Below are 26,860 nucleotides of genomic sequence, written 5' to 3'. Positions count from 1 at the left end.
CGGTCCCTAGGCCGGCGCACCGGCGACCGAGCCTCGGACCACCAGGTCGACCGGCCAGACCTCGCCGCGGGCGCCCTCTTCCAGCCCGGAGATCCGCGCTGCCAGCCGCTCGGCGACGCGCGCACCGGCGAGACGGATCGACGAGCGCGTCGTCGACAGCGGCACGGAGAAATTCTCCGGCCTCAGCCAGGGAAAGACGTCGTCATGGGCGATCAGCGATACGTCGCCTGGGATGGTCAGGCCGAGATCGCGCACCGCGCGCACCACGCCCAGCGCCATGATCAGGCTGGAGCAGACGATTGCTGTCGGCGCATCGCCCGCCTCCAGCAAGCGCCTGGTGGCGCGATAGCCGTTCTCCTCGGTCATGACCACCGAGCAGACATGGCGTTCGCCCAATGCCAGCCCGCTCGCCGCCAGCGCTCGGCGCACGCCGCGCTCGCGATGGATGGCAAAGGTCTCGCGGTCGTCGCCGTTGATCAGCGCCAGCCGCCGGTGGCCGAGCTGGATCAGCAGCCGCGACGCCTCGTGAAAGGCGCCCTCATTGTCGATGTCGGTGAACGGATAGTCGAAATCGAAGCCTTCGCTGCGGCCATGCACGATGAAGGGAATGCCGAGCGTGTTGACCAGCCCCACGCGGCGGTCGGCGGGCCTCGGCGAGGAGATATAGACGGCGTCGACCTGCCGGTTGGCGACGATGCGCCGGTAGGTCGTTTCTTGGTCGTCGGCGTCGGCCGGCGACAGCACCAGGTCCAATTCATGCGAGCGGGCATAGTCGCCGAGGCCGGATAGGAACTCGACGAAATGCGGATCGATATCGACGGACGCACCGGTCGGCAGGACATAGCCGATCATTCCGGTCTTGCCCGTCGCCAGCCGGCGCGCGCTGGGGTTGGGGCGATAGCCGTGGCGCTTGGCGGCATCCATCACACGCCGGCGCGTCTCCTCGTTGACCTCGGGATAGCCGTTCAAGGCACGGCTTACCGTGGTCTGCGAAAGCGCCAGCATATGGGCGAGCTGCTTGAGGTTCACAGGAGGCCTCCGCGCCTCAAAGCGCTTTTAATTCGATTGGATCCGAGCGCCACGCGGGACGCTGCAATTTGATGACAAGCATAGGCGCGCTTTGGGCGAGTTTGAAACAAAAATTGCTGCTGCACCGCCATAAATACATGCTGCAGCGCACTTTTTACACGTCGCCAGCTCAAAATTAAATCGATTAGCCGGTCACCCTCTTGACTTCCGAGCGATTCAATGGCGAGATCGAAAAAGCCAAAGCGCTTTGGAAGACTCTTCGAAAGGTTGCGGTTCCTTTCCGACTGAGTCACAGTCCTGCGGCGTCGGCGGGCGGAATGGAGGTTCCGTCCGGTGTTTGTGGCCCACTGGGAGGAATACCGATGAAGAAAATGCTTTTGCTGGGTGCTGCGTTTGCCACGCTCGCCCTGAACGCGCCCGCGCATGCCGAACTGAAGTTCAAGCCGGGCGAGGATCCCCGCTTCAACTGGGCGAATTACGAAGAGCTCAAGAAAGTCGATCTCAAGGGTGAGACGCTGTCGATCTTCGGACCGTGGCGCGGTGAGGACGAAGGCCTGGTGCGCGGCGTTCTCGACTATTTCTCGGAAGCCACCGGCGTCGAGATCAAATACTCCTCCTCGGAGAACTATGAACAGCAGATCGTCATCGACACGCAGGCCGGCAGTCCGCCCAACATCGCCGTGCTGCCGCAGCCGGGCCTGATCCAGGACCTGGCATCGAAGGGCCTGCTGACGCCACTGGGCGACGACACCGCCAAATGGGTCAAGGACAATTACGGCGCCGGCCAGTCGTGGGTCGACCTCGGCACCTTCAAGGACAAGGACGGCAAGCCGGGCTTTTTCGCCTTCCCCTACAAGGCCGACGTGAAGTCGCTGGTCTGGTACTCGCCGGATAATTTCGAGGAAGCCGGCTACAAGGTACCGAAGACGCAGGAAGAACTCGCCGATCTCGAAAAGAAGATCATCGCCGATGGCGGCAAGCCGTGGTGCATCGGCCTCGGCTCCGGCGGCGCCACCGGCTGGCCGGCGACCGACTGGGTCGAAGACCTGATGCTGCGGACCCAGACGCCTGACGTCTACGACAAATGGGTGAAGAACGAGATCCCGTTCAACGATCCCGCCGTGGTGAACGCCATCGACATCTTCGGTAAGATCGCGACCGACGACAAGATGGTCGACGGCGGCGCCAAGGCGGTTGCGGCGACCGATTTCCGCGATAGCCCGAAGGGCCTCTTCTCAGTGCCGCCCAAGTGCTACCTGCACCATCAGGCGTCGTTCATTCCGACCTTCTTCCCGGAAGGCACCAAGGTCGGCCAGGACGCGGACTTCTTCTACTTCCCGCCCTATGCCTCCAAGCCTGAACTGGGCACGCCGGTGCTCGGCGCCGGTACGCTGGCGATGATAACGAAAGATAGCAAGAGCGCCCGCGCGTTCATCGAATTCCTGAAGATGCCGCTAGCTCACGAGATCTGGATGGCCGAGGGCGGTTTCGTGACGCCGTTCAAGGGTGTCAACAAGGCTGCCTATGCCAGCGACGCGCTGAGGAAGCAGGGCGAAATCCTCGCCAATGCCTCGACCTTCCGCTTCGACGGTTCCGACCTGATGCCGGGCAAGATCGGCGCCGGCGCCTTCTGGACCGGCATGATCGACCTGGTCGGCGGCAAGTCCGCGCAGGATGTCGCCACCGACATCCAGAAGAGCTGGGACGCGATCAAGTAGCGGTCGGCAAGCAGGGGCCCGTCCGGCTCGGCGATCAAACGGCCGAGCCTGCCATTCTCGCACTGGATCCGGACCCTGCCGGCCCGGATCCGACGGCGGCCCGTGCCGCAGCCTTTCGTCATGAGCGCATTGACATAAAGCGCGATCGGCATGCGAGCAGGTTTCCGCCGCCGACGACGCTCCAACAACTGAATCGGCGCCTGGTCCCGTCACCAAGGTCATTCCTTGTCGGATCATGCGCAGGGAGAGGGACCATGGCGGCTCAGATTTTCTCGGCCATATTCGTCATCATCGTCGGGGTCGGCGGTTGCGTCGCCTATTTCTGGGGCGCCAACAAGCTGGTGGACCTGATATTCCCGTCGCGCGGCGTCGCCGGCGCCGCTGCCATCGACAATCTGCGCCGGCAAGGGCTGGTCAGGCCGTGGCTGTTCGTCGGTCCGGCGATGATCATCCTGACCATCTACCTCATCTATCCGGTGGTCGAGACGCTGCGGCTGTCGTTCCTCGATCGCGGCGGCATAAACTTCGTCGGCCTCGCCAACTATGAATGGGCCTTCGGCGATCGCGAGTTCCGCAACTCAATCCTCAACAACATCGTCTGGCTGGCTGTGGTGCCGGCCGCCTGCACCTTCCTCGGGCTGATCATCGCCGTGCTCACCGACAAGATCTGGTGGGGCACGGTCGCCAAGAGCCTGATCTTCCTGCCTTTGGCGATCTCCTTCGTCGGCGCCAGCGTCATCTGGAAATTCATCTACGAGTACCGTGGCGAGGGCCAGACCCAGATCGGCCTGCTCAACGCCATCATCCAGCATTTCGGCGGCCAGCCGCAGGTCTGGATATCACTGCCGTTCTGGAACAATTTCTTCCTGATGGTGATCCTGATCTGGATCCAGACCGGCTTTGCCATGGTCATCCTGTCTTCGGCCTTGCGCGGCATCCCGGAAGAAACTCTGGAAGCCGCCGTCATCGACGGCGCCAATCCGTTCCAGATCTTCTGGAAGATCATGGTACCGCAGATCTGGGGCACCATCGCCGTCGTCTGGACGACGATCACCATCCTGGTGCTCAAAGTGTTCGACATCGTGCTGACCATGACCAACGGCCAGTGGAACAGCCAGGTGCTGGCCAACCTGATGTTCGACTGGATGTTCCGTGGCGGCGGCGATTTCGGCCGCGGCGCCACCATCGCCATCATCATCATGATCGCGGTCATTCCGATCATGGTCTGGAACATCCGCCAGGCGAACAAAGAGACGGGAGGACATTGAGATGGCCGTTGCGACCGGAAATTCCTTCGCCAGCCGCTTCGGCGTCCATATTGCCGTCCTCATCTTCGTCGCCATCTGGACCATACCGACGCTCGGCATCCTGGTCTCGTCGCTGCGCGACAAGGACCAGATCATCGCCTCGGGCTGGTGGAATTCGTTCTCCAGTTCCACCCAGACGGAAGCCAGCCGGCTGCCGGCGGCCTCGATGCAAGTCGAAAAGGACGGCAAGTTCGTCCTTCAAGGCAACATCTTCGGCAACAGCCCTGTCCGCAACATCAGCGCTTTCGGCGTCAAGTCGGCAGCACCAACGCAATACCCCGCCGGCACATCGGCCGATCTCGGCGACGGCGTCACCCTGCAGCTCAATGCCGACGGCAGTTTCATCATGCAATCGCCGAAGGCCTTCGAAGGCGATCGCGGCCAGCGCGTCTATTATGCCTCGTCGGCGCCACCTAAATTCACCACCGACAACTACAAGACTGTGCTGTTCTCGGAAGGCATCGGACGGTCGTTCATGAATTCGCTGACTGTCACCATACCGGCGACCGTCATCCCGATCCTGATCGCCGCCTTTGCCGCCTATGCACTGGCCTGGATGCGCTTTCCCGGCCGAGCGCTGCTGATCGCGGTCATCATCGGCCTGCTGGTGGTGCCGCTGCAGATGTCGCTGATCCCGCTGTTGAAGCTCTACAACGGCGTCGGCGCCTTCTTCGGCATGCCGTCGAAAACCTATCTCGGCATCTGGCTGGCGCATACCGGCTTCGGCCTGCCCTTCGCCATCTACCTGTTGCGCAGCTACATTGCCGGCCTGCCGCGCGAAATCATGGAATCGGCGCGCATCGACGGCGCCAGCGATTTCGAGATCTTCGTCAAGATCGTGCTGCCGCTGTCGTTCCCGGTGCTGGCCTCGTTTGCCATCTTCCAATTCCTGTGGGTATGGAACGATCTGCTGGTCGCGATGGTTTTCCTGGGTACGGAGGCAGACCAGATCGTGCTGACCGCCAAGCTCAACGCGCTGCTTGGCTCACGTGGCGGCGACTGGGAGATCCTTACGACATCGGCTTTCGTGACCATCATCGTGCCGCTGATCGTGTTCTTCTCGCTGCAGCGCTATTTTGTCCGCGGGCTGCTTGCCGGCTCGGTGAAAGGAGGCTGAGACCATGCAATCCGCTTTGAAGGCCAGTTCGAAGCCTGACCTCGCCGTCGATCGCGACTGGTGGCGAGGTGCGGTGATCTACCAGATCTATCCGCGCAGCTACCAGGACTCGAACGGCGACGGCATCGGCGACCTGAAGGGCATCATCGGCCGGCTCCCCTACATCGCGGCACTCGGTGCGGATGCCATCTGGATCTCGCCGTTCTTCAAATCGCCGATGAAGGATTTCGGTTACGACGTCACCGATTACTGCGACGTCGATCCGATGTTCGGCACGCTGGCCGACTTCGACGCGCTGACCGCCGAGGCACACAGGCTGGGCTTGAAGGTGATGATCGACGAGGTGCTGTCGCACACTGCCGACAACCACCCATGGTTCAAGGAAAGCCGTTCGAGCCGCACCAACGCGAAGGCAGACTGGTATGTCTGGGCGGACGCCAGGCCGGACGGCACGCCGCCCAACAACTGGCTGTCGATCTTCGGCGGCTCGGCCTGGCAATGGGACACCAGCCGCCAGCAATATTACCTGCACAACTTCCTGGCCGAGCAGCCCGATCTCAACTTCCACAACCATGAGGTCCAGAACGCGCTGCTCGACGTCACCCGCTTCTGGCTGGAGCGCGGCGTCGACGGCTTCCGGCTCGACACCATCAATTTCTACTTCCACAGCCAGGGCCTGGAGAACAATCCGCCGCTGCCGCCCGAGCAGCGCAACGACCAGACCGCACCCGCGGTCAATCCCTACAACTACCAGGACCATCTCTACGACAAGAGCCGTCCGGAAAACCTCGGCTTCCTCGAACGCTTCCGCGCCCTGCTCGATGAGTATCCGGCTACCGCGGCGGTCGGCGAAGTCGGCGATTCGCAACGTGGGTTGGAAGTGGTGGCGGCCTATACCGCCGGCGGCAAGCGCGTGCACATGTGCTACTCGTTCGACTTCCTGGCGCCGGAAAAGATCAGCGCGGCCAAGGTCCGCTCGGTGCTGGAATCGTTCGGCAAGGTCGCCAGCGACGGCTGGTCGTGCTGGGCCTTTTCCAACCATGACGTGATGCGCCCGGCCTCGCGCTGGGCGGCAGGCGAAGCCGACACGACCGCCTATCTCAAGGTCATCTCGGCGCTGCTGATGTCGCTGCGTGGCTCGGTCTGCATCTACCAGGGCGAGGAGCTTGGGCTCGGTGAGGCCGACCTCCACTTCGAGGATTTGCAGGACCCCTACGGCATCCGCTTCTGGCCGGAATTCAAGGGCCGCGACGGCTGCCGCACGCCGATGGTGTGGGACGGCAGCGCCAGGAATGGCGGCTTCTCCTCGGCCAAGCCATGGCTGCCGGTGCCGGCCAAGCACCTGTCGCAAGCGGTCAATGTCCAGCAGGGCGACGAGAGCTCGCTGCTCGAGCACTACCGGCGCTTTCTCACCTTCCGCCGTGCCCATCCGGCGCTGGCCAAGGGCGACATCACATTCATCGAAAGCGAGGGCGACACCGTCGCCTTCACACGCCGCGCAGGCAATGAGCAGGTCGTCTGCGTCTTCAATCTGGCAGCCAAGCCAACCAGGATTGAGCTTGGCAACCGATCGCTGCAACCTTTGCCGGGACACGGATTTTCGGGGCAGGCGAGCAGCGGTTCCATACAGCTCAACGGCTACGGCGCCTGGTTTGGGCGCATCGACTGAACTTCAGATCACTTGAATTTCAAATCACTGGGAGGAAACCAATGGCCGATGTCACGCTAAGACAAGTGAAGAAGTCCTACGGCAATCTGAACATTCTCCACGGCATCGACCTCGATATAAAGTCGGGCGAGTTCATCGTCTTTGTCGGCCCGTCGGGCTGCGGCAAGTCGACATTGCTGAGGTCGATCGCCGGGCTGGAGGAAATCACCTCCGGCGAACTCAAGATCGCCGGCGAGGTCGTCAACGACGTGCCGCCGTCGAAGCGGGGCATCGCCATGGTGTTCCAGTCCTACGCGCTCTACCCGCACATGACGGTGTACGACAACATGGCGTTCTCGATGAAGATCGGCAAGGAGAACAAGGCCGAGATCGACCGCCGCGTGAAGCAGGCCGCGGAAATCCTGCAGCTGACCAAATATCTCGATCGCCTGCCCAAGGCCATGTCGGGCGGCCAGCGCCAGCGCGTCGCCATCGGCCGCGCCATCGTGCGCAACCCGAAGGTGTTCCTGTTCGACGAGCCGCTGTCGAACCTTGACGCGGCGCTGCGTGTCGCCACCCGCATCGAGATCGCCAAACTCAAGGAATCGATGCCCAACACGACCATGATCTACGTCACCCACGACCAGGTCGAGGCGATGACGCTGGCCGATCGCATCGTGGTGCTCAAGGAAGGCCATATCGAGCAGGTCGGCGCGCCGATGGACCTCTACAAGAAGCCCGGCAATTTGTTTGTCGCCCAGTTCATCGGCTCGCCGGCCATGAACATCCTGCCGGCGACCATCGACAAGACCGGAAACCCGACCGTCGTCAGCCATGTCGGCGGCCGCAAGGCAAGCGTGCCGATCGCAACGCCGGCTTCGGCAAAGGGTGCCGCGGTGAGTTTCGGCGTGCGGCCGGAAGATCTGATCATCGCCAGCGGCACGGAGTATCTGTTCGAGGGAACGGTCGACTATGTCGAACAACTCGGCGAAGTCCAGCTTGTCTATGTCGACATCGGCCGCGCCGACCTGCCGCTGGTGACCAAGCTGCCTGGCAATGTCGAGGTCAAGCGCGGTGCGACGCTGCGGCTGAGCGCGGACGCCAACGACCTTCACATCTTCGACGCGGACGGGCACTCCTTCTCGCTCCGTCAGCCGGAAGTAAAGGCGGCTTGAGACAGAACCAAGTCTCGACACGAAAAGAGCGGCGGGCCAGGCCCGCCGCTCTTTTTTGGAAATCAACTTCGGCTGTTAGCGATTGCCGAAGAGGTCGCGGTCGGCGCTCTGAGGGGCGGACTTCTCTACGTCACCCGACGAATTGAGCAGCTTGCCGACGAAACCACCGCTGTTGCGGATCGAGCCCGTTTGAGAGTTGTCAACCGAACCGACGGCAGGCTGGTTGGCGCCATTCGAACCGTAGTTGTCGCTGGCGGCGAAAGCGCTGCCGGAGATCGCCACGACGGCGGCGGCAGCAAGCATGATCTTCTTCATTTCAAATCTCCTGAATTCTGGATTTCGCCAGGACGGCGGGAGAGCCCGCCGCCTTCTGGGAATCGGCTGTTAGTTATTGCCGAAGAGGTTACGGTTGCTACCCTGGGCAGGCGTCTGAGCAGCCGGCTCCGACTTCTTGGTCGAAGCAGTGTACGAGCTGTCGACAGCAGCGGTGGCTGCCGGGGCATTCGAACCATAGTGGTCGCTGTTCGCGAAGGCGCTGCCGGAAATGGCCAGAAGGGCGGCGGCAGTGAGGATGATCTTTTTCATTTTTTGGTACTCCAGTATTTCTTATTTTTACCGTCCGTCTAGCGGCGTGTCTTGGGAAGAAATCGCGTCGTTCGGACAGCCCCGATGTGGGAGAGCCATCCAGCCATTTCCAATCACGAAGTTGTTCCGCGTGGACCAAGAATCCACCACTTGAAATTGCGCCAGGGGTTTCCACACTCAATGTTTTTCTAATTCATATCAAAGAGTTGTACAAAACAGGTACCCCGATCACCAACTGTGTCGGAGGCCCAGCGTTCACAAGTCCTGCACGCACAGTCAACAGAAACGAACCGTTCGGTTCGATTTTAGCGGCAGCTAATAGTCACTTTTCGATACCGTTAACCTTTTCTGCTTCCTGGCAAGGGGTCGGTTTCGGCGAGATTGGAGCCGGCTATGGTTGCCCAAGAGAAAGGCTTCCGCTTCGCGATCACCGACCGGAACGTTTCGCAAGCGTGTCGCGCCGCATGGATACGATGTCGTTTTCATGCCGATGACGCGCCCGCGATCGTGATTAGATCATGTCATCTCAGGTGCCGCTTCGTGACGACGAGGCGGAGAATTGGGAAGCCGGTCAGAATCCGGCGCTGCCCCCGCAACGGTGGTGGAGTTCAAGTCGCAACGGGAGACCACTGGGCGTCAGCCTGGGAAGGTGTCGCGATGGTCCGCAAGGACAACTCCAGAGCCCGGAAACCAGCCCGAGATGTCTAGACTCGACTGATCGCGGTGGGCGGTCAAGAGGCGGATAGTGCATGTCCGGCGCATCGCCGGCCTGCGTCCAATCCTTCCTCCGTCACCACCAGTTCAGTCCTTAGAAACGAGGACAGGACATGGATGCTCGCAACGACATGCTGAGGCTCTTGAGTGGCCGGCGGCAAGGCTTTTCGCTAGGACAGCCCTTCTACACCGATCCAGACTATTTCAAGCTCGACATGGAGCTGATCTGGTATCGCGACTGGCTGTTCATCGGTCATGATTGCGAGCTGCCGAAGCCGGGCAGCTACATCACGGCGCAGATTGGCGACTATCCAGTCGTGCTTGTCCGCGACCAGAAGGGCAATATCAACGCCTTCCACAATTCCTGCCGCCATCGCGGCAGCCGCGTCTGCAATTCCGACAAGGGCACGGCGGCAAAGCTGGTCTGCCCCTATCACCAATGGACCTACGAGTTGGACGGAAGGCTCTTGTTTGCCAGGCAGATGGCCGACGTTTTCGACAAGAGCCAGTTCGGCTTAAAGCCCGTCGCCTGTGAAAGCGTCGGCGGCTACATTTTCATCTGCCTGGCCAAGGAGCCGGCGGATTTCGCACCGATGCGCGCGATGATCGAGCCCTACCTTTTGCCGCACCGGCTGCGCGAGGCCAAGGTGGCGTTCGAATCGACCATTGTCGAGAAGGGCAACTGGAAGCTGGTCTGGGAAAACAACCGCGAGTGCTATCATTGCGCCGGCAATCATCCGGAGCTCTGCAAGACTTTTCCAGAGGCACCCACGGTGACCGGCGTGCAAGGCGCCGACAGCGACCCGGAAATGCTTGCGCACTGGGCGAAATGCGAAGCGGCCGGCCTGCCGAGCAAATTCCGCATCGATCCGGCCGGACAGTACCGCGCCACCCGCGCGCCGCTGCTGCGCGATGCCGTCAGCTACACGATGACGGGAAAGCGTGCGGTCAAGAAGAACCTGTCCGACAGCGTTTCGACCGACCGCATCGGTTCCTTGCTGCTCTATCACTATCCGACGACCTGGAACCACATTCTGGGCGACCACGCCGTCACCTTCCGGGTGTTGCCGATCAGCGCCACGGAGACCGCGGTGACGACCAAATGGCTGGTTCACAAGGATGCGGTCGAAGGCATCGATTACGATCTCGACGAACTCACCCACGTCTGGACCGAGACCAACGACCAGGACCGGCGGATCGTCGAGGAAAACGCCTTCGGCATCCTGTCGCCTGCCTACGAGCCCGGCCCTTATTCGGAGCTGCATGAGGGTGGCGTCATCCAGTTCGTCGAGTGGTACGCGTCGTTCATCGGCCCGCGCCTTGCCGAAGGCGGCCGGCCGGCGCTGCGCAGCGTTGCATAGTGCATGTCGCCCAAAAGTGCGCAGCGGTTTTGGGAACTCGACATGCACAGGGCAAGAGTGAGGACAAGAGGATGAATGCGATGACGGATCTCGGCCTCTATCGCCATCTCGACCAGATGACGCCCTGGAACGACCGGCTCCAGGTGCTGGAAGTGATCGGCGTCAGCGACGAAGCGCCTGATGTGAAGACCTTCACCTTCCGCTCCGACAACCAGACCTGGTTCCGCTACAAGCCGGGCCAGTTCGTGACGCTGGAACTGCCGACCGCCAACGGGCCGCTGATGCGCACCTATACGCTGTCGTCTTCGCCATCGCGGCCGTTCTCGATCGCGGTGACGATCAAGGCTCAAGCGGGCAGCATCGGCACACGCTGGATGTTCGACCATCTGACGCCGGGCTCGCACGTCAAGGCCTATGGGCCGACAGGCGACTTTTCGCTGCACAGCCACCCGGCCGCCAAGTACCTGTTCATTTCAGCCGGCTCGGGCGTGACGCCGATGATGTCGATGCTGCGTTGGCTGAACGACTGCGCACCATGGACCGATGTCGGCTTCGTCAATTGCGCGCGGCGCCCGGAAGAGATCATTTTCCGCAAGGAGCTCGAACTGCTCGGCAGCCGCATGCCGGGCCTGTCGCTCGGCTTCATGATCGAGGAGCGGTCCAGCCGCGAGGGCTGGTTTGGCCATATGGGCCGCATCGACGCGATCCGGCTGCCCTTGCTGGCGCCCGATTTCCGCGAGCGTGAAATCTTCTGCTGCGGCCCCGATCCCTTCATGCGCGCGGTGCGCGGCATGCTGGACGCCGCCGGCTTCGACATGACGAAGTACCATCAGGAGAGCTTTGCCGCGCCTGTCGTGGAGGAGATCCCGGCACCGTTCACCTCGCCGGTGGAAGACGGCCCCGCCATTGTCGTCGAGGCCGCGACACCGATCCGGTTTTCGCTTTCGGATGTCGAGGCCGAATGCGTCGCCGGCCAGACCGTGCTGCAGACGGCCCGCGCCTCGGGTGTGCGGATTCCGGCTGCCTGCGAGTTCGGCCTCTGCGGAACCTGCAAGGTGAAGAAGGTCGCCGGCGATGTCGAGATGAGCCACAATGGTGGCATCCTCGATCACGAAATCGACGACGGCTTTATCCTCGCCTGCTGCTCGAAGCCGCTTTCTGCACTCGAAATCGAGGCGTGACCGGCGGGCGATGCCAAGGCTCAGAACGACGACACGGGAAACCTCTCGAAATGCCGTGTCCGTTCAAACTCCGTAGCGCTCGGTGCGGATGATCTCCGCTGCGACGCCGGCATCGATCAGCGCTTGGGCGGCGGCCGAAACGAAGGCGTTGGAGCCGCAGACGAAGGCGATATCAGGCGGTCCGGGCAGGTGCGCCATGGATTGCACCATCATGGCAACGTCCACCCGCCGCGAATAATCGGCTGGACGGCGTGCGGCTTCGCGCGTCAGGGTCAGCACCAGGTCGAAGCCGTCCTTGCGATCGTCGAGGGCAACCAGTTCGTCACGAAAAATCACCTCGTCCCAGATCCGCGCTGAAAGGACCAGGGTGATGGGCACGCTCGAATTGCGCCTGGCGCGATGACGGACCATCGCCATCAAAGGCACGACGCCCGAACCACCCCCGACCAGCAAAACCGGCCCGCCATCGACATCGGGCCAGATGAAATGCCCACCGAGCGGCCCGCGCAGTTCGACCTCGTCGCCAATTGCTGCGACGTCGTGGAAAAAGGGCGAGACCTCGCCATCGTCGAGTTTTTCGATCGCCAGTTCGATCACCCCGCCATCTCCGGGCGCGGAGGCAATGGAATAAGAGCGGCGCGCCTGATAGCCGTCCGGCGCCGTCAGCCTGACGTCGACATGCTGACCGGCAAGATAGGTGAAAGGCCGCGATGGCTGGAAAAAGAAGCTGGTGACACGCGGCGTGCGCTTTTCGATACGGACGATCCTGACTGTCTGCCAGGGCGATTGCACTGCCGCAGCGTCGCTCATGGATCGTTCGTGTAGCGCTGCTCGCGCCAAGGGTCGCCATAGATGTGATAGCCGCGCAATTCCCAGAAACCCGGCTCATCGCGCTCGGTGAACTGCAGGCCGTTCAGCCATTTGGCCGATTTCCAGAAATAGAGATGCGGCACCAGCAGCCGCGCCGGGCCGCCATGGTCAGGCGTGATCGGCTTGCCTTCGTAAAGCAGAGCCACCATCGCCTTGCCGGCGGTGAGGTCCTTGGTCGGCACGTTGGTGGAATAGCCGTCGAAGGAATGCGCCAGCGTGAAGGCGGTCGGCGGCTCGATGCCGGCATCGGCGAGGATGTCGTCAACAAGCACGCCTTGCCATGGCGTGTCGAATTTTGTCCATGCGGTCACGCAATGGATGTCGCGCGTCATCTTGGTCAAGGGCAGCGCGTTGAACTCGGCCCAGTTCCATTTCTTGATCGGCCGCGGCCCGTGCTTCAGCGTGAACGACCAGTCCTCGGTGCGCACCCGCGGCGTCGGGCCGGCTGACAGGACCGGAAATCCCTGCTCGAGATATTGCCCGGGCGGGATGCGCGCATCGCCGTCGATCGGCGGGCGCCGTCCTGAAGAAAACCCTCGGGTGACCATCGCGGCAATCCCCCTGCATCAGGCCACTATCGGCCTTATGCAATGTTCTCGAAGATGACGTGGCGGGCAACCGAAATCTTGATGGACAGGATCGGCAGGCCGGCGTCGCCGCGCCCGCCGATCGCTGCCTTCACGTCAGCGCCCCGGCGTCAGCCATTGGCAAACGGCACCGCGACATAGATCTGGCTGCCCTCGCGCTCGACCAGCAGAAGCACCGATTTGCGGCCGGACTTGCCGGCTTGGGCGATCGCCTGCGTCACTTGCCTGGCGGTTTTCACCGGCGCCTGATTGACGGCAACGATGATGTCGCCGGGCTGGATGCCCGAGGCCGAGGCCGGTTTGTCGGGATTGACGCTTGCGACCAGGGCGCCATGCTGATTGGCCGCCAGGTTCAACTCCTGGCGGACATCAGGGGTGATGTCCATCAGGCCAAGCCCGATTGCCGGGACGCGCGAGCCCTGCTCGGTACTCGGCGCGCCGGACCCGTCGGTCACGGATGCGGTCTTCACATCGTCGCCGTTGAGCCCGACATCGACGGAAATATCCATGGCCTTGCCCTTGCGCCAGATATCCAGCGTCTCCCTGGCGCCCGGCGCGACATCGGCGACGGCCCGCGACAGGTCCTTGGGATCCTTCACATCCTGTCCGGCAAAGCTGGTGATGACGTCGCCGGTCTCGACGCCGGCCTTCGCAGCCGGCGAGCCTTCATTGACCTGCGAAACCAGTGCGCCGCCAGGATGGTCGAGCCCGATGGCGCTGGCCACATCCGGCGTCACCGGCTGTATGTCGACACCGAGGTAGCCATACTGGATGGAGCCATCCTTCATCAGCTTGGCGACCACCTTCTGGGCCTGGTCGGACGGGATGGCGAAGCCGACGCCGACACTGCCGCCATTGGGCGAATAGATCGCCGTGTTGATGCCGACGACATTGCCGCTGACATCGACCAGCGGACCGCCGGAATTGCCATGATTGATCGGCGCGTCGATCTGAATGAAGTCGTCGAACGGCCCGCTGTGCAGATCGCGGCCGCGTGCTGACACAATGCCTGCCGTGACCGTGGTGCCGATGCCGAACGGATTGCCGATTGCCAGCACTTGGTCGCCGGTCATCAGCCTGTCGGAATCGCCCCATTTGACGGTCGGCAAGGGCTTGTCGGATTTGATCTTGAGCACGGCGAGATCGTTCTTGGCATCGCGGCCGACGAGCTTGGCGGGAAGCTCGGTGCCGTCGTCGAGCGTTACCTTGATGGAAGAGGCGCCATCGACGACGTGATTGTTGGTGACGATGGTGCCATCGGCAGCGACGATGAAGCCTGAACCGAGCGCTTCGGCACGCGGAGCCTGCTGCGGCGGGGCCTGTGGAGCGGGTATGCCCTGGTCGCCGAAGAACTGGCGGAAATACTCGTCGAACGGCGAGTTGCCGAGAGGCATGCCGTCGTCCGCGCTTTCCGGCTGTGCCTTCATGACGGTGGTAACTGTCACCACCGCGGGCTTGTCGGCGGCCACGATGGGAGCGAACGAGCCGTTGGGTGCAGAGATGCCGGCGACAGGTGTCTGGGTTGTCGGAACGGCGTTGCTCGCACTTTGAGCGAAAGAGATGACAAAGGGAGATATGATTAGCGCAGCGCCCAGCGAGGCCGCGACGCGATGTCTGCGAATGATATCTGACATGGTCGTTTGTCCGGGCGAGAGTTGATCCTGCGCTGTGGCCGCCTCTCTTGGAAACTGGCCATCCCGCGTGTCGAGGGTCGCGATTGCCCGTCTCGCCTTGCATGGCAGCCGACCGGATCGACAGCCTGCATCTAGGGTGCGGATTGGCCCGATTTAGGGTTTTCAGGCGACCTTACGAAGATTTAATTTCCAGGCGGCGACAGGTCACAATGTCGTGGGGTGGCGGCAAGACGGTCTTCCCAGCCCCGCGGAGGGATCAGATCGCGTCGGTTCGCCCGAGATATGCTGTGGCGATGTCTTGCATGCGCTTGCCGTCGAAGCTCGGCCCGTGGCCGCCATGGCCGATGCGGATCGGGACGTCGAGCAGGCGCTGCATCGTGCGGCGATAGGCCGTTCGATCGGAGTCCGGCAGGTCGTCGATCAACGTGTCGTCGTAGATGGCGTCGCCGCTGAAGAACAGGCCATCGGCCTCGTCGAGCAGCGCGATCGAATCCGGCGAATGTCCGGGCAGGTGCAGCACGCGAAACTGACGGTCGCCGAGATCGATCACGTCGCCCTCGTCAAGGGTTCGCGTCAATGGCGCTGAGGGGATCCTGTAATCGGCTGCCTTCCAGCCCGGCGCGGGCAGTTTCGAGACGGCACCCTCAAGGTCGCGGAACATGTAGGCATAGGTCGCGGCGTCATCCATGGTCTCGAACTGCGCGGCACTCATCCTTGGCCCGGCCCGCAACGGGAACTCGTGCAGCGAGCCGACATGGTCGAGATGAATATGGGTTGCGACGACGAGCAGCGGCTTGCCGTCGGACAACTCGATCTCCGGCGCCAGCGGACAGATGCCCATGCCGGTGTCGACCAGAAGGTCGACATCGCGCCCGCGCAGATGCCAGATATTGGCGCGCACGTATTCGTGCACGAACGGCTCGGTCAGCATCGTCGTCTTCTCGTCCACGATGCTCTTGCTGAACCAGCCCGGCATCAAGTGTGAGCCCGGCATCACGTGTGAGCCCGGCATCACGTACAAGCCGGCATCAGACGAACGGCTTCCCGACCTTGTATTTTTCAGGCACCAGCCGCTTGAGATAGGCCATGCCGGCCTCGGACAGCTGATTGACATCGGGCTTCATGAAATCGTCGGGCATATGGCGGGTCTTGCCGGCGACGTTCTTCAGCGGCACCTTCTTCAGCACCGTTTTGGCGCCGTCATATTGCAGCGCCACCGAGCCGCCGCCCTGTTCGGCGACGCTGACCGCAAAGGCGCCGGCATCGAATGCCTCCTGCGCGTCGACAGCGCTGATGGCGCCGACATAGCCGCGCGGCATGTAGCCGAGTGCATCGACGCGGGCCCGCTTGCCGGGCAGGCCTTCGGCCAGCGCGCGCTCGAGCGCGGCCGGCAGGTCGCTGCCCGACAGCTTGACGTTGCCGTGCGCGTCGCGCTCGAGCTTCTCCGGCGGCACCAGGCTTTCGACCAGCGCCTTGCCATCGGCGGTGCTGACACCTTCCGACACGGCGACGATACAGCGCTTGTGGCGGTCGAGCGTGGCGCGCACGTCGTCGATGAAGCCGGCCGCGGAGAACGGGCGCTCCGGCACGTAGACGAGGTGTGGGCCGCTGTCGGCGTCGAGTTGCCAGGCCGCGGCGGCGGCCGTGAGGAAGCCGGCGTGACGGCCCATGACGATGCCGACATAGATGCCGGGCAGGGCGCGGAAATCGAGGTCGACGGACAGGAAGGCGCCAGCGACGAACTCGGCCGCCGAGATGAAGCCCGGCGTGTGGTCGTTCTCCTCGAGATCATTGTCGATGGTTTTCGGCGCATGGACGAAAGCGATCGTGCCGCCGGCGGCGTCGGTCAGGATCTGCTGCGTGCCGGATGTGTCATTGCCGCCGATGTAGATGAAGGCGTCGGCGCCGGCCTTCTTCAGCCCGTTCAGGATGACCTCGCAATAGGCGGCGTCCGGCTTGTCGCGCGTCGAGCCAAGGGCCGCACTTGGCGTCCCGGCGATCAGCCGCAGCCGGTCTTCCGGGATGGCGGAGAGGTCGACATAGTTGCCGTCACGAATGCCGCGCACGCCGTGAATGGAGCCCAGCACCTTGGCGCCGGGATGCCGCTTGCGGATCTCCAGCGTCGCTCCGACCACCGTCTGGTTGATGACGGCGGTCGGGCCGCCGCCCTGCGCGATAACGAAAGTTCCGGCCATTCCTGACGTCTCCCGAGCGATGAAATTCGTAGGCACATTCGCCTGTCTTTCGCCATCGCGCAACGGGAGAACCAGAGCATGATCCCGAAAAGCATGCCCCCGGCCCGAGGGTGGGAACCGGCTTTCGCCAGAGATCATGCTCGAACAGAAAGAGAAGCGGCCGCGCCGGCGGCCGGCAGGATCACATGACGACGACCGGGTTTTTCTTGGAGACGCGGCTGTAGAGGTCGATGATGTCCTGGTTGATCAGGCGCACGCAGCCCGAAGACATCGCTTGGCCGATGCTCCACCATTCGGGCGAACCGTGGATGCGATAGCCGGTGTCCTTGCCGTCCTGATAGATATAGAGCGCCCGGGCGCCAAGCGGGTTGGTGAGACCGCCGGGCTGGCCGGCCTGCCATTTCACCAGTTCCGGCTTGCGGGCGATCATTTCGGGCGGCGGCGTCCAGGTCGGCCATTCCCTGCCGTACTGGATGTTGGCGCGGCCGGACCAGCGGAAGCCGTCCTTGCCAATGCCGACTCCGTAGCGGATGGCTTCACCGCCCGGCTGGACGAGATAGAGCATGCGCTCCTGCAGATGGACGACGATGGTGCCGGGCGCCTCGCCGGTCGTGTCGACCACGATCTGGCGGCGGAATTCCGGCTTGACCTTCAGATAGGGCACTTCCGGCACGTTGAAGCCGCCATCGGTCAGCCCCGCATACATCAGGTCGGGGCTGGTGATGTGCTTGTCAACGCTGATGCTTGGCCGGATCGGCACTGAGCCGGTGACCGTGTCGTCGAGATCCAGCACCGGCAGACCGCCGCCCGAGGTCGAGCAGCCGGCAGCACTGAGCAAAGCCAGCGCCCCTGCGCCGGACAGGATGGCGCGACGGGAAAGATGATGATCGGTTTCGATTGCGTCGCCATTTCGCGGCGGCATCAGACCTTGCGGCAACTCACGCATATACCCAAACCCTACGCTGTCGGCGGGAAGCACGGTCCGGCCGGATGAAACGCATTTTCATCATTCATGGTTGATAAAGCGTGAAGGCCTTGCGCAGCCTGCGTTTGCGCGCTGCCTTGCTGGCGTTCGAGCCGCCGCCCGACCGCCGACCGAAGGGCTGCTGCACAAAAAGGTCTCCGTCAGGTCATATTCCCGGCGCCGGCGCTTCCTACCCCCCAGGCGGCTACCGAGGGGGACCCATGTGCAAGACCTTAAAAACCGACATCAAGCTTTTTGCCGCGGCCATTGCCGCAGCAGCAATCGTTCTCTGTGCCGATGTCAGCCTGGCCGATATCGTGAACACGCTGAGCGGCGCGAACTGACACCGACCTGCCGTTGGCGAAATTAGGGAATCACCCTTTACATTCTCCCGCTGCCAAGGATTTATCCTCTTCTTTACGCTCAAAGGAGACGAGCATGTCCTTCGAAAACTGGGCCGCCTTCACTGCCGCATCGACGATCCTTCTCATCATTCCAGGTCCGACCATCCTTCTGGTCGTGTCCTACGCGCTGGGCCAAGGCTGGCGTACCGCCTTGCCGATGGCGGTCGGCGTGGCGCTCGGCGACTTCACCGCCATGACGCTGTCGATGCTGGGCATCGGCGCGCTGCTGGCCGCTTCGGCCACCGTCTTCACCGTCCTGAAGCTGATCGGCGCCGGCTATCTGATCTATCTCGGCGTGAAACTGTTTCGCGCCGGCGGCGCGCTGAAAGCCGAACCACGCACCGACGTGGTGTCCTCGGCCAAGATGATGGCGCATGCCTGGCTGGTCACCGCGCTCAACCCGAAAAGCATCACCTTCTTCGTCGCCTTCCTGCCGCAGTTCCTCGACCGGCATGCCGATTTCTGGACGCAGATGCTGATCTTCGAGACGACCTTCCTGGCGCTCGCCTTCGCCAATGCCTTCGGCTATGCGCTTATCGCGGCGCGCGCACGCAACGTCGTGCGCAATCCCAAGGCGATCCGCATCTTCAACCGGACCGGCGGCACGCTGCTGGTCGGCGCCGGCATCGCCACGGTGGCGATGCGTTCGGGCAATTAGGGACAATGGAGAATTTCGGCTTCACCGTTTGACGCTGAAGCCGAGATTGCCCTGGAAAATGTACCGGTTGGCGAGTCTGTGGCCCATGCTTTAGGATCGCCTTGGGCCGAAGGATCGAGGCTCATCGCAAGCCGATCAAAGGACATTGCATGGCCATCAGGGACGCATTGGATCTAACACTTTCGGGCGCAACGGAGGCGGGGTTCGCGCCCTACAGCCAGGCCGTGCGTGAACTGCTGTGCTTCATCGGCGATCCCGTCGCCTCCATCGACCGTGCCATATCGGCGGATCCCGGTTTCGTCATGGCGCATGTCTTCAAGGGCTATCTCTTCGGCCTCGCCACCGAGCGTGACGCGACGGCGGTAGCCAGGGCTTGCCACGAGGCGGCGCTGCCGCTCGCCGCGACGACGCGCGAAGAGGCGCATGTCTTGGCCCTCGGCCACCTCGCCAACGGGCGCTGGCATGACGCCGCCAGGATTCTCGAGGATATAGCCATCGAGACCCCGCTCGACGCGCTGGCACTACAGGTCGGGCACCAGATCGACTTCTTCACAGGCAATGCGCGCATGTTGCGTGACCGCATCGCCCGCGCTTTGCCGTCCTGGCGGAGCGATATGCCCGGTTATCATGGCATTCTCGGCATGCAGGCCTTCGGGCTGGAGGAAATGGGCGACTACACCAGGGCCGAAATGCTTGGCCGCGCGGCGGTCGAGATCGAGCCGCGCGACGGCTGGGCGCAGCATGCGGTCGCGCATGTCATGGAAATGCAAAGCCGGCAAAGGGACGGTATCGCCTGGATGCGCGCCAATCCCGAGGCCTGGACAAGGGAGAGCTTCCTGCAGGTGCACAATTGGTGGCACCTGGCGCTGTTCCACTACGATCTCGGTGAGACCGACCAGGTGCTGGCGCTCTATGATGGACCGATCTATGGCACGCCATCGGCCATGGCGCTGAACATGGTCGATGCGTCGGCGATCCTGTGGCGGCTGCATCTCGGCGGCATCGATGTCGGTGACCGCTGGACGGCGCTCGCCGCCAATTGGCCCAAGGTCGGCGCCGGCGAATATGCCTTCAACGATGCGCATGCGATGATGGCCTTCGTTGGCGCCGGGCTCGACACCCCGGCGCGGACCTTGCTCGAGGCGCAGCGCGAGGCGATGCATGGCAACGGCGACAATTCTGCCTTCACGCGGGATGTCGGCCATCCGCTGACGCTGGCAATCAAGGCATTCGGCGAGGCCAACTACACCGAGACCGTGCAGCTGATACGGCCGATCCGGGCGATCGCCAACCGCTTCGGCGGCAGCCACGCACAGCGCGACGTCATCGACCTGACGCTGATCGAAGCGGCATTGCGGGCCGGCGACGGCGCGCTCGCCAGGGCGCTCACGGCCGAGCGTTCGATGGCGCGGCCGGACAGTCCGCTGTCTGTGCTGCTTTCGCGGCGCGCCGCCGATTTGTCAGAGAATTGACCCGAAGCGGATCTTGTCTTAAAAACTGGCCAAGCCAGATTTTTTCGAGATCCGAAAAAATTAATGGCATGGGAGGAAATCATGTATCTCGGCCTCGATCTCGGGACATCGGGCGTCAAGGCGCTGCTGATCGATGCCGAGCAGACTGTCATCGGCTCCGGTCACGCATCGCTCGACGTATCGCGGCCGCATCCGGGCTGGTCGGAACAGGATCCGTCTCACTGGATACGCGCCTGCGAAGAAGCAATTGCCGAGCTGAAGGCTTCCCACCCAAGCCAGCTCGCCTCGGTGAAGGGCATCGGCCTGTCGGGACAGATGCATGGCGCGACCTTGCTCGATTCCGCCGACGAGGTGCTGCGGCCCTGCATCCTGTGGAACGACACGCGCAGCCATGCCGAGGCGGCGGCGCTGGACGCCGACCCGCGTTTTCGCCAGCTGACCGGCAACATCGTCTTTCCAGGCTTCACCGCGCCGAAACTTGCCTGGGTGAAGAACAACGAGCCCGCGGTCTTCGCCAAGGTCGCAAAAGTGCTGCTGCCCAAGGATTTCCTTCGGCTCTGGCTTTCGGGTGAACACATTTCGGAAATGTCGGATTCGGCCGGCACCTCCTGGCTCGATGTCGGCAAGCGGCGCTGGAGTGCGGACCTGCTCGCAGCGACATCGCTCGACGAGAAGCAGATGCCGTCGCTGGTCGAGGGCACACAGAAGGCCGGAGCCCTGCGCAGTGAACTGGCTTCGAAATGGGGCATGCAGGCTGGCATCCCGATCGCCGGCGGCGCCGGCGACAATGCGGCTTCGGCATGTGGCATGGGCACGGTCGGTGCAGGCCACGCCTTTGTCTCGCTCGGCACATCGGGTGTGCTGTTTGCCGCCAATGCTTCCTATCTGCCCAACCCGGCAAGCGCCGTCCACACGTTCTGCCATGCGCTTCCGAACACCTGGCATCAGATGGGCGTCATCCTGTCGGCGACCGATTCGCTGAATTGGCTGGCGGAGATCACCGGCAAAGGCGCGGGCGAACTGACCGCCGAGCTCGGCGATACGCTGAAGGCGCCGAGCGGCGTGTCCTTCCTGCCCTATCTGTCGGGCGAGCGCACGCCCTACAATGATGCCGCCATCCGCGGCGCGTTCACCGGATTGGCGCATGAATCGAGCCGCGTGGTGCTGACGCAGGCCGTGCTCGAAGGCGTTGCCTTTGCCTTCCGCGACAGTCTCGAGGCACTCGCCACAGCCGGCACGACCTTGACGCGGGTGACGGCGATCGGCGGCGGTTCGCGGTCGCGCTACTGGCTGAAAGCGATCGCCACCGCGCTTGGCCTGCCCGTCGATATTCCCGCCGATGGCGATTTCGGCGCCGCCTTCGGCGCGGCGCGGCTTGGCCTGCTCGCGCAGACGGGTGCCGATCCGCTCAGCATCTGCACGGCACCCAGGACGGATGCAACCATCGAACCGGATGTGGCACTCGGCGGCGTCTATGCCGATGCCTATCAGCGCTACCGGGCGCTGTATCCGGCGATCAAGGTGGCCACGGCGTGACTGCGTTCTCGCCCACGCCGCGGTCTGCCAGGGCGGCGTTATTGCGCCGGCACCTTGTCGAGAAAGCCAGTGACGTTCTTCAGGCGGCCGTTCTCGATGACACCGATGTCGGTGCCTTCGATGATGGAGGGAGTGCCTTCCGGGCCAAGGTTCCACGAGAAGCGGATGGTGTCGGCAAAACCGTCCGGCGTGCCCTTCAGCGAGAACCGGAAGCCGGCAAAGCGCTGCTGCACGCCGTCGATCAGAGCCGCGACGCCTGCATGGCCGTCGCCCTGCATCAGCGGATCGCGATAGCTGACGTCTTCGGTGAAGGTCGCCTTGAGCAATTCGGCCCGGCGATCCGCGTCGCTCTCGTTCCAGGCGCTGATGTAGCCTTCGGCGATCTTGATGAGGTCGGTCATGGTCTGTCTCCTTCGTTTGACGGTTTTGACATGAGCCTTTTCGACCGGCGGAAGAACGAAACCAATTACGCCTGAGGTAATCAGGGCGAACTATTCGAGAGAGGACAAAGATCATGAGCAGCGGATTTTTCGGCGACATCAAACAGATCAAGTATGAGGGGCCGGATTCGACCAATCCGCTGGCCTACCGGTTTTACAATCCCGACGAGGTGGTGGCCGGCAAGCGGCTGGAAGACCATCTGCGTTTCGCCGTCGCCTACTGGCATTCCTTCGCCTGGCCGGGCGGCGACCCGTTCGGCGGGCAGACCTTCGACCGTCCGTGGTTCCCGAAAGCGGGCGGCGTCGACACGATGGAACTGGCGAAGCTCAAGGCCGATGTCGCCTTCGAAATGTTCTCGCTGCTCGGCGCGCCCTATTTCTGCTTCCACGACGCCGATGTGCGGCCCGAGGGCAAGGACTTTTCCGAAAGTGCGGCACGCCTCGACGAGATCGCTGACTATTTCGCCACCAAGATGAAGCAGACCGGCGTCAAGCTCTTGTGGGGCACGGCGAACCTGTTCTCCAATCGCCGCTTCATGTCGGGCGCCGCCACCAATCCCGATCCGGATGTGTTTGCCTATGCGGCGGCGACGGTGAAAAGCTGCATCGACGTCACCAAGCGGCTGAAGGGCGAGAATTACGTGCTGTGGGGCGGCCGCGAGGGCTATGAGACACTGCTCAACACCGACCTCGCCCGCGAGCAGGAACAGGCCGGCCGCTTCCTCAGCCTGGTCGTCGACTACAAGCATAAGATAGGCTTCAAGGGCACGATCCTGATCGAGCCGAAGCCGCAGGAGCCGACCAAGCACCAGTACGATTATGATGTCGCGACGGTCTATGGCTTCCTCAAGCGCTTCGGGCTGGAGAAGGAGGTCAAGGTCAACATCGAGCAGGGCCACGCCATCCTGGCCGGCCATTCCTTCGAGCACGAGCTGGCGCTGGCCAATGCGCTCGGTATTTTCGGTTCGATCGACATGAACCGCAACGACTACCAGTCGGGCTGGGATACCGACCAGTTCCCCAACAACGTGCCGGAAATGGCGCTGGCCTACTACCAGGTCCTACAGGCCGGCGGCTTCAAGACTGGTGGCACCAATTTCGACGCCAAGCTGCGGCGCCAGTCGCTCGACCCCCAGGATCTGCTGATCGGCCACATCGGCGGCATGGATTCGTGCGCGCGCGGCCTGAAAGCCGCGGCTTGCATGGTAGAGGACAAGGCGCTGTCGGCGCCGCTGGCAGAGCGCTACGCCGGCTGGAACACGGCCGAGGGCAAGGCGATGCTTGCCGGCAAGCGCACGCTGGAAGACATCGCCGAGCGCGTCGTCAAGAAGAAGATCGAGCCGCAGCCAAGGTCCGGCCGCCAGGAGCTGCTGGAAAACATCGTCAACCGGTACGTGTGAAGCCTGATCTCTGGACCGACATCCACCACCTCTGGCTGAAAGCAGCCGTGATCGCCTTCTGCTAGTCACGGATCTTTGTTGGCCTGTGCGAGTTCAAGGTGCCGCGCCGCCGAAAAGGCGACGCGGCGGCTGGCAGGAGGAGGAGATGGCAGAGGATCGAATCATCGTGCGCCGGGCGCAGGCAACCGACATCCCGGCGTTGAAGCAGGTGCTGCAGGAAACATTCCAAGGCACCTGGCTGCCGAACATCACCCAGAAATCGGCGCAGCGCTACGTCGAATTGGATATTGGCGGGCGCTACGTCGACCAGAGCTGGCCGGAATTTGCCGTTGCCGAGATCGATGGCGACGTCGCAGGCCTAATCCATTGGCGTGCGGACTTTATCGAAGCCCTGCACGTCATGGCGTCGCGCCAAGGGCAAGGCGTTGGCCGCAAGCTGCTTTCCCATGCCGAACAGGCGATCGCTGCCGCCGGATTTGCGCAGGCGCGGCTGGAAACCGACACGTTCAATCTGCGCAGCCAGACGCTCTACAAAGCGGTTGGCTATGTCGAGAAAGATCGCTACCCCGACGACGAATGGGACAGAGGCTTCACCACCGTGCTGTTCGAGAAGCGGCTGTAGACGTCTCCGACCTGGCCTGGCCAGACGCGGGAACGACTTTGCGCAAGGCTGGCTCCGACGACACGGTTCTGCCCTCTACCGCCCTTCAATGACCTCGCTCTTGCCTTCAAACTGCCGTCACGTATCTCGTATAAGACTGGCTCGTGGCGGGAAGGAAGAAGGAGGCGAACCGATATGCAGAACGAACGTGAAATCGACGCCCTGCTCTCACCTGGCGAGGCCGGATCGATCATCGACCGGCTGATGGCAATGCCGCATCCGAAAGACGGCACGCAGCGCACAAACGAATGGGATCGCGCGGTTGCAGCGCGACTTGAAACGGTGCTGGCCAAGAGCATGCGCTCGCGCATTGTCCACGAAAACCGCGATGTCGCTTGAAGGTCCCTGTGGTTTGACGAACGGAGCCTGTTTCGTCATCCTTCGCCGATGGTACGCGCGGTGCTTCTGGACCTTTTGGGTGTCGTCTACAATGGCGACACCCCGATAGCGGGCGCTGTCTCGGCAATCAATCGCCTGCGCAATGCGGGCTTGCCGCTCCGCTTTGTCAGCAACACAACTCGCTCAACACACAAGGCAATCATCGCGCAACTTACCGCCCTCGGCGTCGAGGTTGGAGAAGAGGAATTGCTGACGCCGGCGCGTGCCGCCGTCGAATGGCTGCGCAGGCACGGCCTCACACCGCATCTGCTCGTCCATCCCAACCTGGAGCCTGAGTTTTCCGGACTGGGCGGTGCAAATGGGCGGGCCGTCATCGTCGGAGATGCAGGCGAAGCCTTCGATCATGCCAGGCTCAACCGGGCGTTCCGCGAGCTGGTGGCCGGCGCTGATTTTGTGGCGCTCGCCACCAATCGCACCTTCAAGGATGCAGACGGTCTGCTTAGCCTCGACACAGGCGCCTTCGTTGCCGCCCTCGAATTCGCCAGTGGCCGAAGCCCTGTCGTGCTCGGCAAGCCGTCACCGGACTTCTTTCTTTCGGCGCTTGCCAATATGAACTGCTCGGCCGCCGATGCGGTCATGGTCGGCGACGATGCCGAGAGCGATGTCGCCGGCGCGCTGCGCGCCGGGCTTGGTGCGGCGCTGCTTGTGCGGACAGGCAAGTATCGCCCAAACGACGAAACACGTTTCAATCCGGCGCCCACGGCGGTGGTAGATGACCTCGCCGCCGCGACCGACTGGATACTCACCAACCGCGCCGTACTCTGACTGGCGCTTCGCCGAAAGCCCGTGAAAACGCCCTCGAAAACGCCGCAGCGGACGAAAATCCTGTCCGCCCGGCAATATCGGCCATCGCCACCCGGGTGTCGACCACCAGCCGGCGCGCCGCCCCCAGCCGAAGCCTGAGATAGTAGGCGCCCGGCGTCTCGCCGATCGACTTGCGGAAAATGCTTTCCAGGGTTCTCGCCGTCACGCCGGCGCGCTTGGCCACCGCTTCTATGGTCAGCGGCTGGTCGACATGCGATTCCATCAGTCGGATGGCTTGCGCCAGCCGTGGATCGTAGCCATCGAGCCGGCCGAGCGAGACCAACGGCTGGGCATCTGTGGCGGCGCGTGCCTGGTCGTAGATGAAGACGCTGGCGACATCGAGCGCCACCGCCATGCCAAGGCGCGTGCGAATGAGATGCAGCATCAGGTCGAAGGTCGGCGACGCGCCGCCAGAGGTGAAGACCGGTCCGTCGATGACATAACGGTCGGGGCGGACATCTACGCAGGGAAAGGCCGACGAAAAGTCCTCCATATCCTCCCAGTGGGTGGTGGCGCTGCGCCCTTCCAGCAGGCCGGCGCGCGCCACCAGCCAGGTGCCGGCCTCGACGCCGCCGCAGGCCCGCGCCGTCCGTGCCGCCCGTCGCAAGCCTGAAAGCAGAGCCGACGTTGCGTAGTTCTGGGTGCCGAAGCCGGCGACGACGACAAGCACGTCGGTTGGATCGGCCGCGTCGAAGCGGCCACTTACCGCCACCGGCAGGCCGCACGTGGTGACTGGAGCCTCGCCAGTCACCGAGACCAGCTTGAAATCGAAGAGGGTCTCGCCGGAGATGCGGTTGGCGGCGCGCAAGGGATCGACTGCCGACGCGACGCACATGATGGACGAGCCGGAAAACACCAGCAGGGTCACCTTGAGCGGCAGGCTCTCGGCGCGAAAGATGTCAGGTTTTTCGCTTTTTATCATATAGTCTTCGTAAAAGGCAAAACAGTTTCCGGCAAGTCAGGCAATGTTGGTTGGTTCTTATGCATGTCGGTGTCCCAAA

26 protein-coding genes and 1 riboswitch are annotated in these 26,860 nt (G+C 63.0%); of the genes, 15 read left to right on the top strand and 11 right to left on the bottom strand.

All coding sequences use genetic code 11. The annotated features are described in order from the left end of the window. Positions 1-6 precede the first annotated feature (6 nt). Positions 7-1,029, bottom strand: coding sequence for a substrate-binding domain-containing protein (locus tag AC1D08_RS02305; RefSeq protein WP_477422493.1), 1,023 nt, complete (start codon positions 1,027-1,029; stop codon positions 7-9). A gap of 362 nt (positions 1,030-1,391) precedes the next feature. Here AC1D08_RS02305 and AC1D08_RS02300 point away from each other — a divergent pair, with 362 nt between their 5' ends. The 5 genes from AC1D08_RS02300 (at position 1,392) to AC1D08_RS02280 (ending at position 7,994) form a co-directional block, all read left to right on the top strand. Then, positions 1,392-2,747, top strand: coding sequence for an ABC transporter substrate-binding protein (locus AC1D08_RS02300; RefSeq protein ID WP_477392860.1), 1,356 nt, complete (start codon positions 1,392-1,394; stop codon positions 2,745-2,747). A 254-nt stretch (positions 2,748-3,001) separates the two neighbouring features. Further along, the gene (locus AC1D08_RS02295) at positions 3,002-4,015 is read left to right on the top strand and encodes a carbohydrate ABC transporter permease (protein ID WP_095083068.1); all 1,014 of its coding nucleotides are present in this window, start codon (positions 3,002-3,004) and stop codon (positions 4,013-4,015) included. 1 nt (position 4,016) lies between these two features. After that, complete coding sequence (locus AC1D08_RS02290; RefSeq protein ID WP_457153518.1) at positions 4,017-5,171, top strand: carbohydrate ABC transporter permease; 1,155 nt, start codon at positions 4,017-4,019, stop codon at positions 5,169-5,171. A gap of 4 nt (positions 5,172-5,175) precedes the next feature. Beyond that, a complete protein-coding gene (gene bglA / locus AC1D08_RS02285; RefSeq protein WP_457153517.1) occupies positions 5,176-6,840 on the top strand; it encodes a beta-galactosidase BglA in 1,665 nt (554 codons plus the stop codon). Positions 6,841-6,881: 41 nt separating this feature from the next. Next, positions 6,882-7,994 carry an ABC transporter ATP-binding protein gene (locus AC1D08_RS02280; protein ID WP_457153516.1) on the top strand — a complete coding sequence of 371 codons (1,113 nt, stop codon included), beginning with the start codon at positions 6,882-6,884 and terminating at the stop codon, positions 7,992-7,994. Between the two features lie 75 nt (positions 7,995-8,069). On the opposite strand, the gene AC1D08_RS02275 is transcribed toward AC1D08_RS02280, so the two are convergent. After that, positions 8,070-8,309 (bottom strand): DUF680 domain-containing protein, encoded by a 240-nt coding sequence (locus tag AC1D08_RS02275; protein WP_095083076.1) that lies wholly within the window; start codon positions 8,307-8,309, stop codon positions 8,070-8,072. A 69-nt stretch (positions 8,310-8,378) separates the two neighbouring features. After that, on the bottom strand, positions 8,379-8,579 hold the full coding sequence (locus tag AC1D08_RS02270; RefSeq protein WP_095083078.1) for a DUF680 domain-containing protein: 201 nt from the start codon (positions 8,577-8,579) through the stop codon (positions 8,379-8,381). 511 nt (positions 8,580-9,090) lie between these two features. Next, positions 9,091-9,292, top strand: a riboswitch (cobalamin riboswitch). A gap of 114 nt (positions 9,293-9,406) precedes the next feature. Between AC1D08_RS02270 and AC1D08_RS02265 the strand changes: the two genes are divergently transcribed. Then, a complete protein-coding gene (locus AC1D08_RS02265; RefSeq protein WP_477422491.1) occupies positions 9,407-10,654 on the top strand; it encodes an aromatic ring-hydroxylating oxygenase subunit alpha in 1,248 nt (415 codons plus the stop codon). Positions 10,655-10,734: 80 nt separating this feature from the next. Next, on the top strand, positions 10,735-11,835 hold the full coding sequence (locus AC1D08_RS02260; protein ID WP_457151091.1) for an FAD-binding oxidoreductase: 1,101 nt from the start codon (positions 10,735-10,737) through the stop codon (positions 11,833-11,835). 63 nt (positions 11,836-11,898) lie between these two features. Here the strand turns inward: AC1D08_RS02260 and AC1D08_RS02255 are convergent, their stop codons facing one another. From AC1D08_RS02255 to AC1D08_RS02230, 6 genes are all read right to left on the bottom strand, one after another. Further along, positions 11,899-12,645, bottom strand: coding sequence for a ferredoxin reductase (locus tag AC1D08_RS02255; protein WP_477302439.1), 747 nt, complete (start codon positions 12,643-12,645; stop codon positions 11,899-11,901). Next, positions 12,642-13,253, bottom strand: a complete 612-nt coding sequence (locus AC1D08_RS02250) for a sulfite oxidase-like oxidoreductase (protein WP_457151074.1) — start codon at positions 13,251-13,253, stop codon at positions 12,642-12,644. Before AC1D08_RS02250 ends, AC1D08_RS02255 begins: the two co-directional genes overlap by 4 nt. 149 nt (positions 13,254-13,402) lie before the next feature. Further along, entirely contained in the window at positions 13,403-14,926 is a 1,524-nt protein-coding gene (locus tag AC1D08_RS02245) for a DegQ family serine endoprotease (RefSeq protein WP_477422489.1), read from the bottom strand. A 256-nt stretch (positions 14,927-15,182) separates the two neighbouring features. Continuing rightward, positions 15,183-15,902, bottom strand: a complete 720-nt coding sequence (locus AC1D08_RS02240; RefSeq protein WP_457151092.1) for an MBL fold metallo-hydrolase — start codon at positions 15,900-15,902, stop codon at positions 15,183-15,185. 52 nt (positions 15,903-15,954) lie between these two features. Continuing rightward, positions 15,955-17,121, bottom strand: a complete 1,167-nt coding sequence (locus AC1D08_RS02235; protein WP_457151076.1) for a diphosphate--fructose-6-phosphate 1-phosphotransferase — start codon at positions 17,119-17,121, stop codon at positions 15,955-15,957. Between the two features lie 181 nt (positions 17,122-17,302). Continuing rightward, the gene (locus AC1D08_RS02230; RefSeq protein ID WP_477422487.1) at positions 17,303-18,067 is read right to left on the bottom strand and encodes a L,D-transpeptidase; all 765 of its coding nucleotides are present in this window, start codon (positions 18,065-18,067) and stop codon (positions 17,303-17,305) included. A gap of 80 nt (positions 18,068-18,147) precedes the next feature. Here AC1D08_RS02230 and AC1D08_RS02225 point away from each other — a divergent pair, with 80 nt between their 5' ends. The 4 genes from AC1D08_RS02225 (at position 18,148) to xylB (ending at position 22,155) form a co-directional block, all read left to right on the top strand. Continuing rightward, on the top strand, positions 18,148-18,429 hold the full coding sequence (locus AC1D08_RS02225; protein ID WP_457151078.1) for a hypothetical protein: 282 nt from the start codon (positions 18,148-18,150) through the stop codon (positions 18,427-18,429). Between the two features lie 94 nt (positions 18,430-18,523). Beyond that, on the top strand, positions 18,524-19,147 hold the full coding sequence (locus tag AC1D08_RS02220) for a LysE family translocator (RefSeq protein WP_457151079.1): 624 nt from the start codon (positions 18,524-18,526) through the stop codon (positions 19,145-19,147). 149 nt (positions 19,148-19,296) lie between these two features. Next, on the top strand, positions 19,297-20,619 hold the full coding sequence (locus tag AC1D08_RS02215; RefSeq protein WP_457151080.1) for a tetratricopeptide repeat protein: 1,323 nt from the start codon (positions 19,297-19,299) through the stop codon (positions 20,617-20,619). Between the two features lie 81 nt (positions 20,620-20,700). Further along, positions 20,701-22,155, top strand: coding sequence for a xylulokinase (gene xylB, locus AC1D08_RS02210; protein WP_457151081.1), 1,455 nt, complete (start codon positions 20,701-20,703; stop codon positions 22,153-22,155). A 38-nt stretch (positions 22,156-22,193) separates the two neighbouring features. On the opposite strand, the gene AC1D08_RS02205 is transcribed toward xylB, so the two are convergent. Further along, a complete protein-coding gene (locus tag AC1D08_RS02205) occupies positions 22,194-22,556 on the bottom strand; it encodes a nuclear transport factor 2 family protein (protein ID WP_457151082.1) in 363 nt (120 codons plus the stop codon). A 113-nt stretch (positions 22,557-22,669) separates the two neighbouring features. On the opposite strand from AC1D08_RS02205, the gene xylA reads away from it, so the two are divergent. The 4 genes from xylA (at position 22,670) to AC1D08_RS02185 (ending at position 25,820) form a co-directional block, all read left to right on the top strand. Further along, positions 22,670-23,995, top strand: coding sequence for a xylose isomerase (gene xylA / locus AC1D08_RS02200; protein WP_477422485.1), 1,326 nt, complete (start codon positions 22,670-22,672; stop codon positions 23,993-23,995). Positions 23,996-24,140: 145 nt separating this feature from the next. Beyond that, on the top strand, positions 24,141-24,617 hold the full coding sequence (locus tag AC1D08_RS02195) for a GNAT family N-acetyltransferase (RefSeq protein ID WP_457151084.1): 477 nt from the start codon (positions 24,141-24,143) through the stop codon (positions 24,615-24,617). 174 nt (positions 24,618-24,791) lie between these two features. Next, positions 24,792-24,995: a hypothetical protein gene (locus AC1D08_RS02190; RefSeq protein ID WP_457151085.1), complete on the top strand. Its 204-nt coding sequence runs from the start codon at positions 24,792-24,794 to the stop codon at positions 24,993-24,995. Between the two features lie 60 nt (positions 24,996-25,055). Further along, positions 25,056-25,820 (top strand): TIGR01458 family HAD-type hydrolase, encoded by a 765-nt coding sequence (locus AC1D08_RS02185; RefSeq protein WP_457151086.1) that lies wholly within the window; start codon positions 25,056-25,058, stop codon positions 25,818-25,820. Here the strand turns inward: AC1D08_RS02185 and AC1D08_RS02180 are convergent. Then, the gene (locus tag AC1D08_RS02180; RefSeq protein WP_457151087.1) at positions 25,798-26,781 is read right to left on the bottom strand and encodes a GlxA family transcriptional regulator; all 984 of its coding nucleotides are present in this window, start codon (positions 26,779-26,781) and stop codon (positions 25,798-25,800) included. The two genes, AC1D08_RS02185 and AC1D08_RS02180, sit on opposite strands and share 23 nt — an antisense overlap. Positions 26,782-26,860: the final 79 nt, after the last annotated feature.

It is taken from the genome of Mesorhizobium sp. P2_E6, from assembly GCF_056403835.1.
Note: the sequence above shows the minus strand (reverse complement) of the source record. Positions and strands in the feature narration are given on the sequence as shown.

Bases quoted from the DNA above. Each gene is read 5' to 3' on its own strand.
- AC1D08_RS02290 (WP_457153518.1), top strand. From the start codon at position 4,017: ATGGCCGTTGCGACCGGAAATTCCTTCGCCAGCCGCTTCGGCGTCCAT.
- AC1D08_RS02195 (WP_457151084.1), top strand. From the start codon at position 24,141: ATGGCAGAGGATCGAATCATCGTGCGCCGGGCGCAGGCAACCGACATC.
- AC1D08_RS02245 (WP_477422489.1), bottom strand. From the start codon at position 14,926: ATGTCAGATATCATTCGCAGACATCGCGTCGCGGCCTCGCTGGGCGCT.
- AC1D08_RS02190 (WP_457151085.1), top strand. From the start codon at position 24,792: ATGCAGAACGAACGTGAAATCGACGCCCTGCTCTCACCTGGCGAGGCC.
- AC1D08_RS02230 (WP_477422487.1), bottom strand. From the start codon at position 18,067: ATGCGTGAGTTGCCGCAAGGTCTGATGCCGCCGCGAAATGGCGACGCA.
- AC1D08_RS02180 (WP_457151087.1), bottom strand. From the start codon at position 26,781: ATGATAAAAAGCGAAAAACCTGACATCTTTCGCGCCGAGAGCCTGCCG.
- AC1D08_RS02235 (WP_457151076.1), bottom strand. From the start codon at position 17,121: ATGGCCGGAACTTTCGTTATCGCGCAGGGCGGCGGCCCGACCGCCGTC.
- AC1D08_RS02295 (WP_095083068.1), top strand. From the start codon at position 3,002: ATGGCGGCTCAGATTTTCTCGGCCATATTCGTCATCATCGTCGGGGTC.
- AC1D08_RS02240 (WP_457151092.1), bottom strand. From the start codon at position 15,902: ATGCCGGGCTGGTTCAGCAAGAGCATCGTGGACGAGAAGACGACGATG.
- AC1D08_RS02275 (WP_095083076.1), bottom strand. From the start codon at position 8,309: ATGAAGAAGATCATGCTTGCTGCCGCCGCCGTCGTGGCGATCTCCGGC.
- AC1D08_RS02270 (WP_095083078.1), bottom strand. From the start codon at position 8,579: ATGAAAAAGATCATCCTCACTGCCGCCGCCCTTCTGGCCATTTCCGGC.
- AC1D08_RS02260 (WP_457151091.1), top strand. From the start codon at position 10,735: ATGACGGATCTCGGCCTCTATCGCCATCTCGACCAGATGACGCCCTGG.
- AC1D08_RS02265 (WP_477422491.1), top strand. From the start codon at position 9,407: ATGGATGCTCGCAACGACATGCTGAGGCTCTTGAGTGGCCGGCGGCAA.
- bglA (WP_457153517.1), top strand. From the start codon at position 5,176: ATGCAATCCGCTTTGAAGGCCAGTTCGAAGCCTGACCTCGCCGTCGAT.
- AC1D08_RS02300 (WP_477392860.1), top strand. From the start codon at position 1,392: ATGAAGAAAATGCTTTTGCTGGGTGCTGCGTTTGCCACGCTCGCCCTG.
- AC1D08_RS02220 (WP_457151079.1), top strand. From the start codon at position 18,524: ATGTCCTTCGAAAACTGGGCCGCCTTCACTGCCGCATCGACGATCCTT.
- AC1D08_RS02205 (WP_457151082.1), bottom strand. From the start codon at position 22,556: ATGACCGACCTCATCAAGATCGCCGAAGGCTACATCAGCGCCTGGAAC.
- AC1D08_RS02215 (WP_457151080.1), top strand. From the start codon at position 19,297: ATGGCCATCAGGGACGCATTGGATCTAACACTTTCGGGCGCAACGGAG.
- AC1D08_RS02280 (WP_457153516.1), top strand. From the start codon at position 6,882: ATGGCCGATGTCACGCTAAGACAAGTGAAGAAGTCCTACGGCAATCTG.
- AC1D08_RS02255 (WP_477302439.1), bottom strand. From the start codon at position 12,645: ATGAGCGACGCTGCGGCAGTGCAATCGCCCTGGCAGACAGTCAGGATC.
- xylA (WP_477422485.1), top strand. From the start codon at position 22,670: ATGAGCAGCGGATTTTTCGGCGACATCAAACAGATCAAGTATGAGGGG.
- AC1D08_RS02250 (WP_457151074.1), bottom strand. From the start codon at position 13,253: ATGGTCACCCGAGGGTTTTCTTCAGGACGGCGCCCGCCGATCGACGGC.
- xylB (WP_457151081.1), top strand. From the start codon at position 20,701: ATGTATCTCGGCCTCGATCTCGGGACATCGGGCGTCAAGGCGCTGCTG.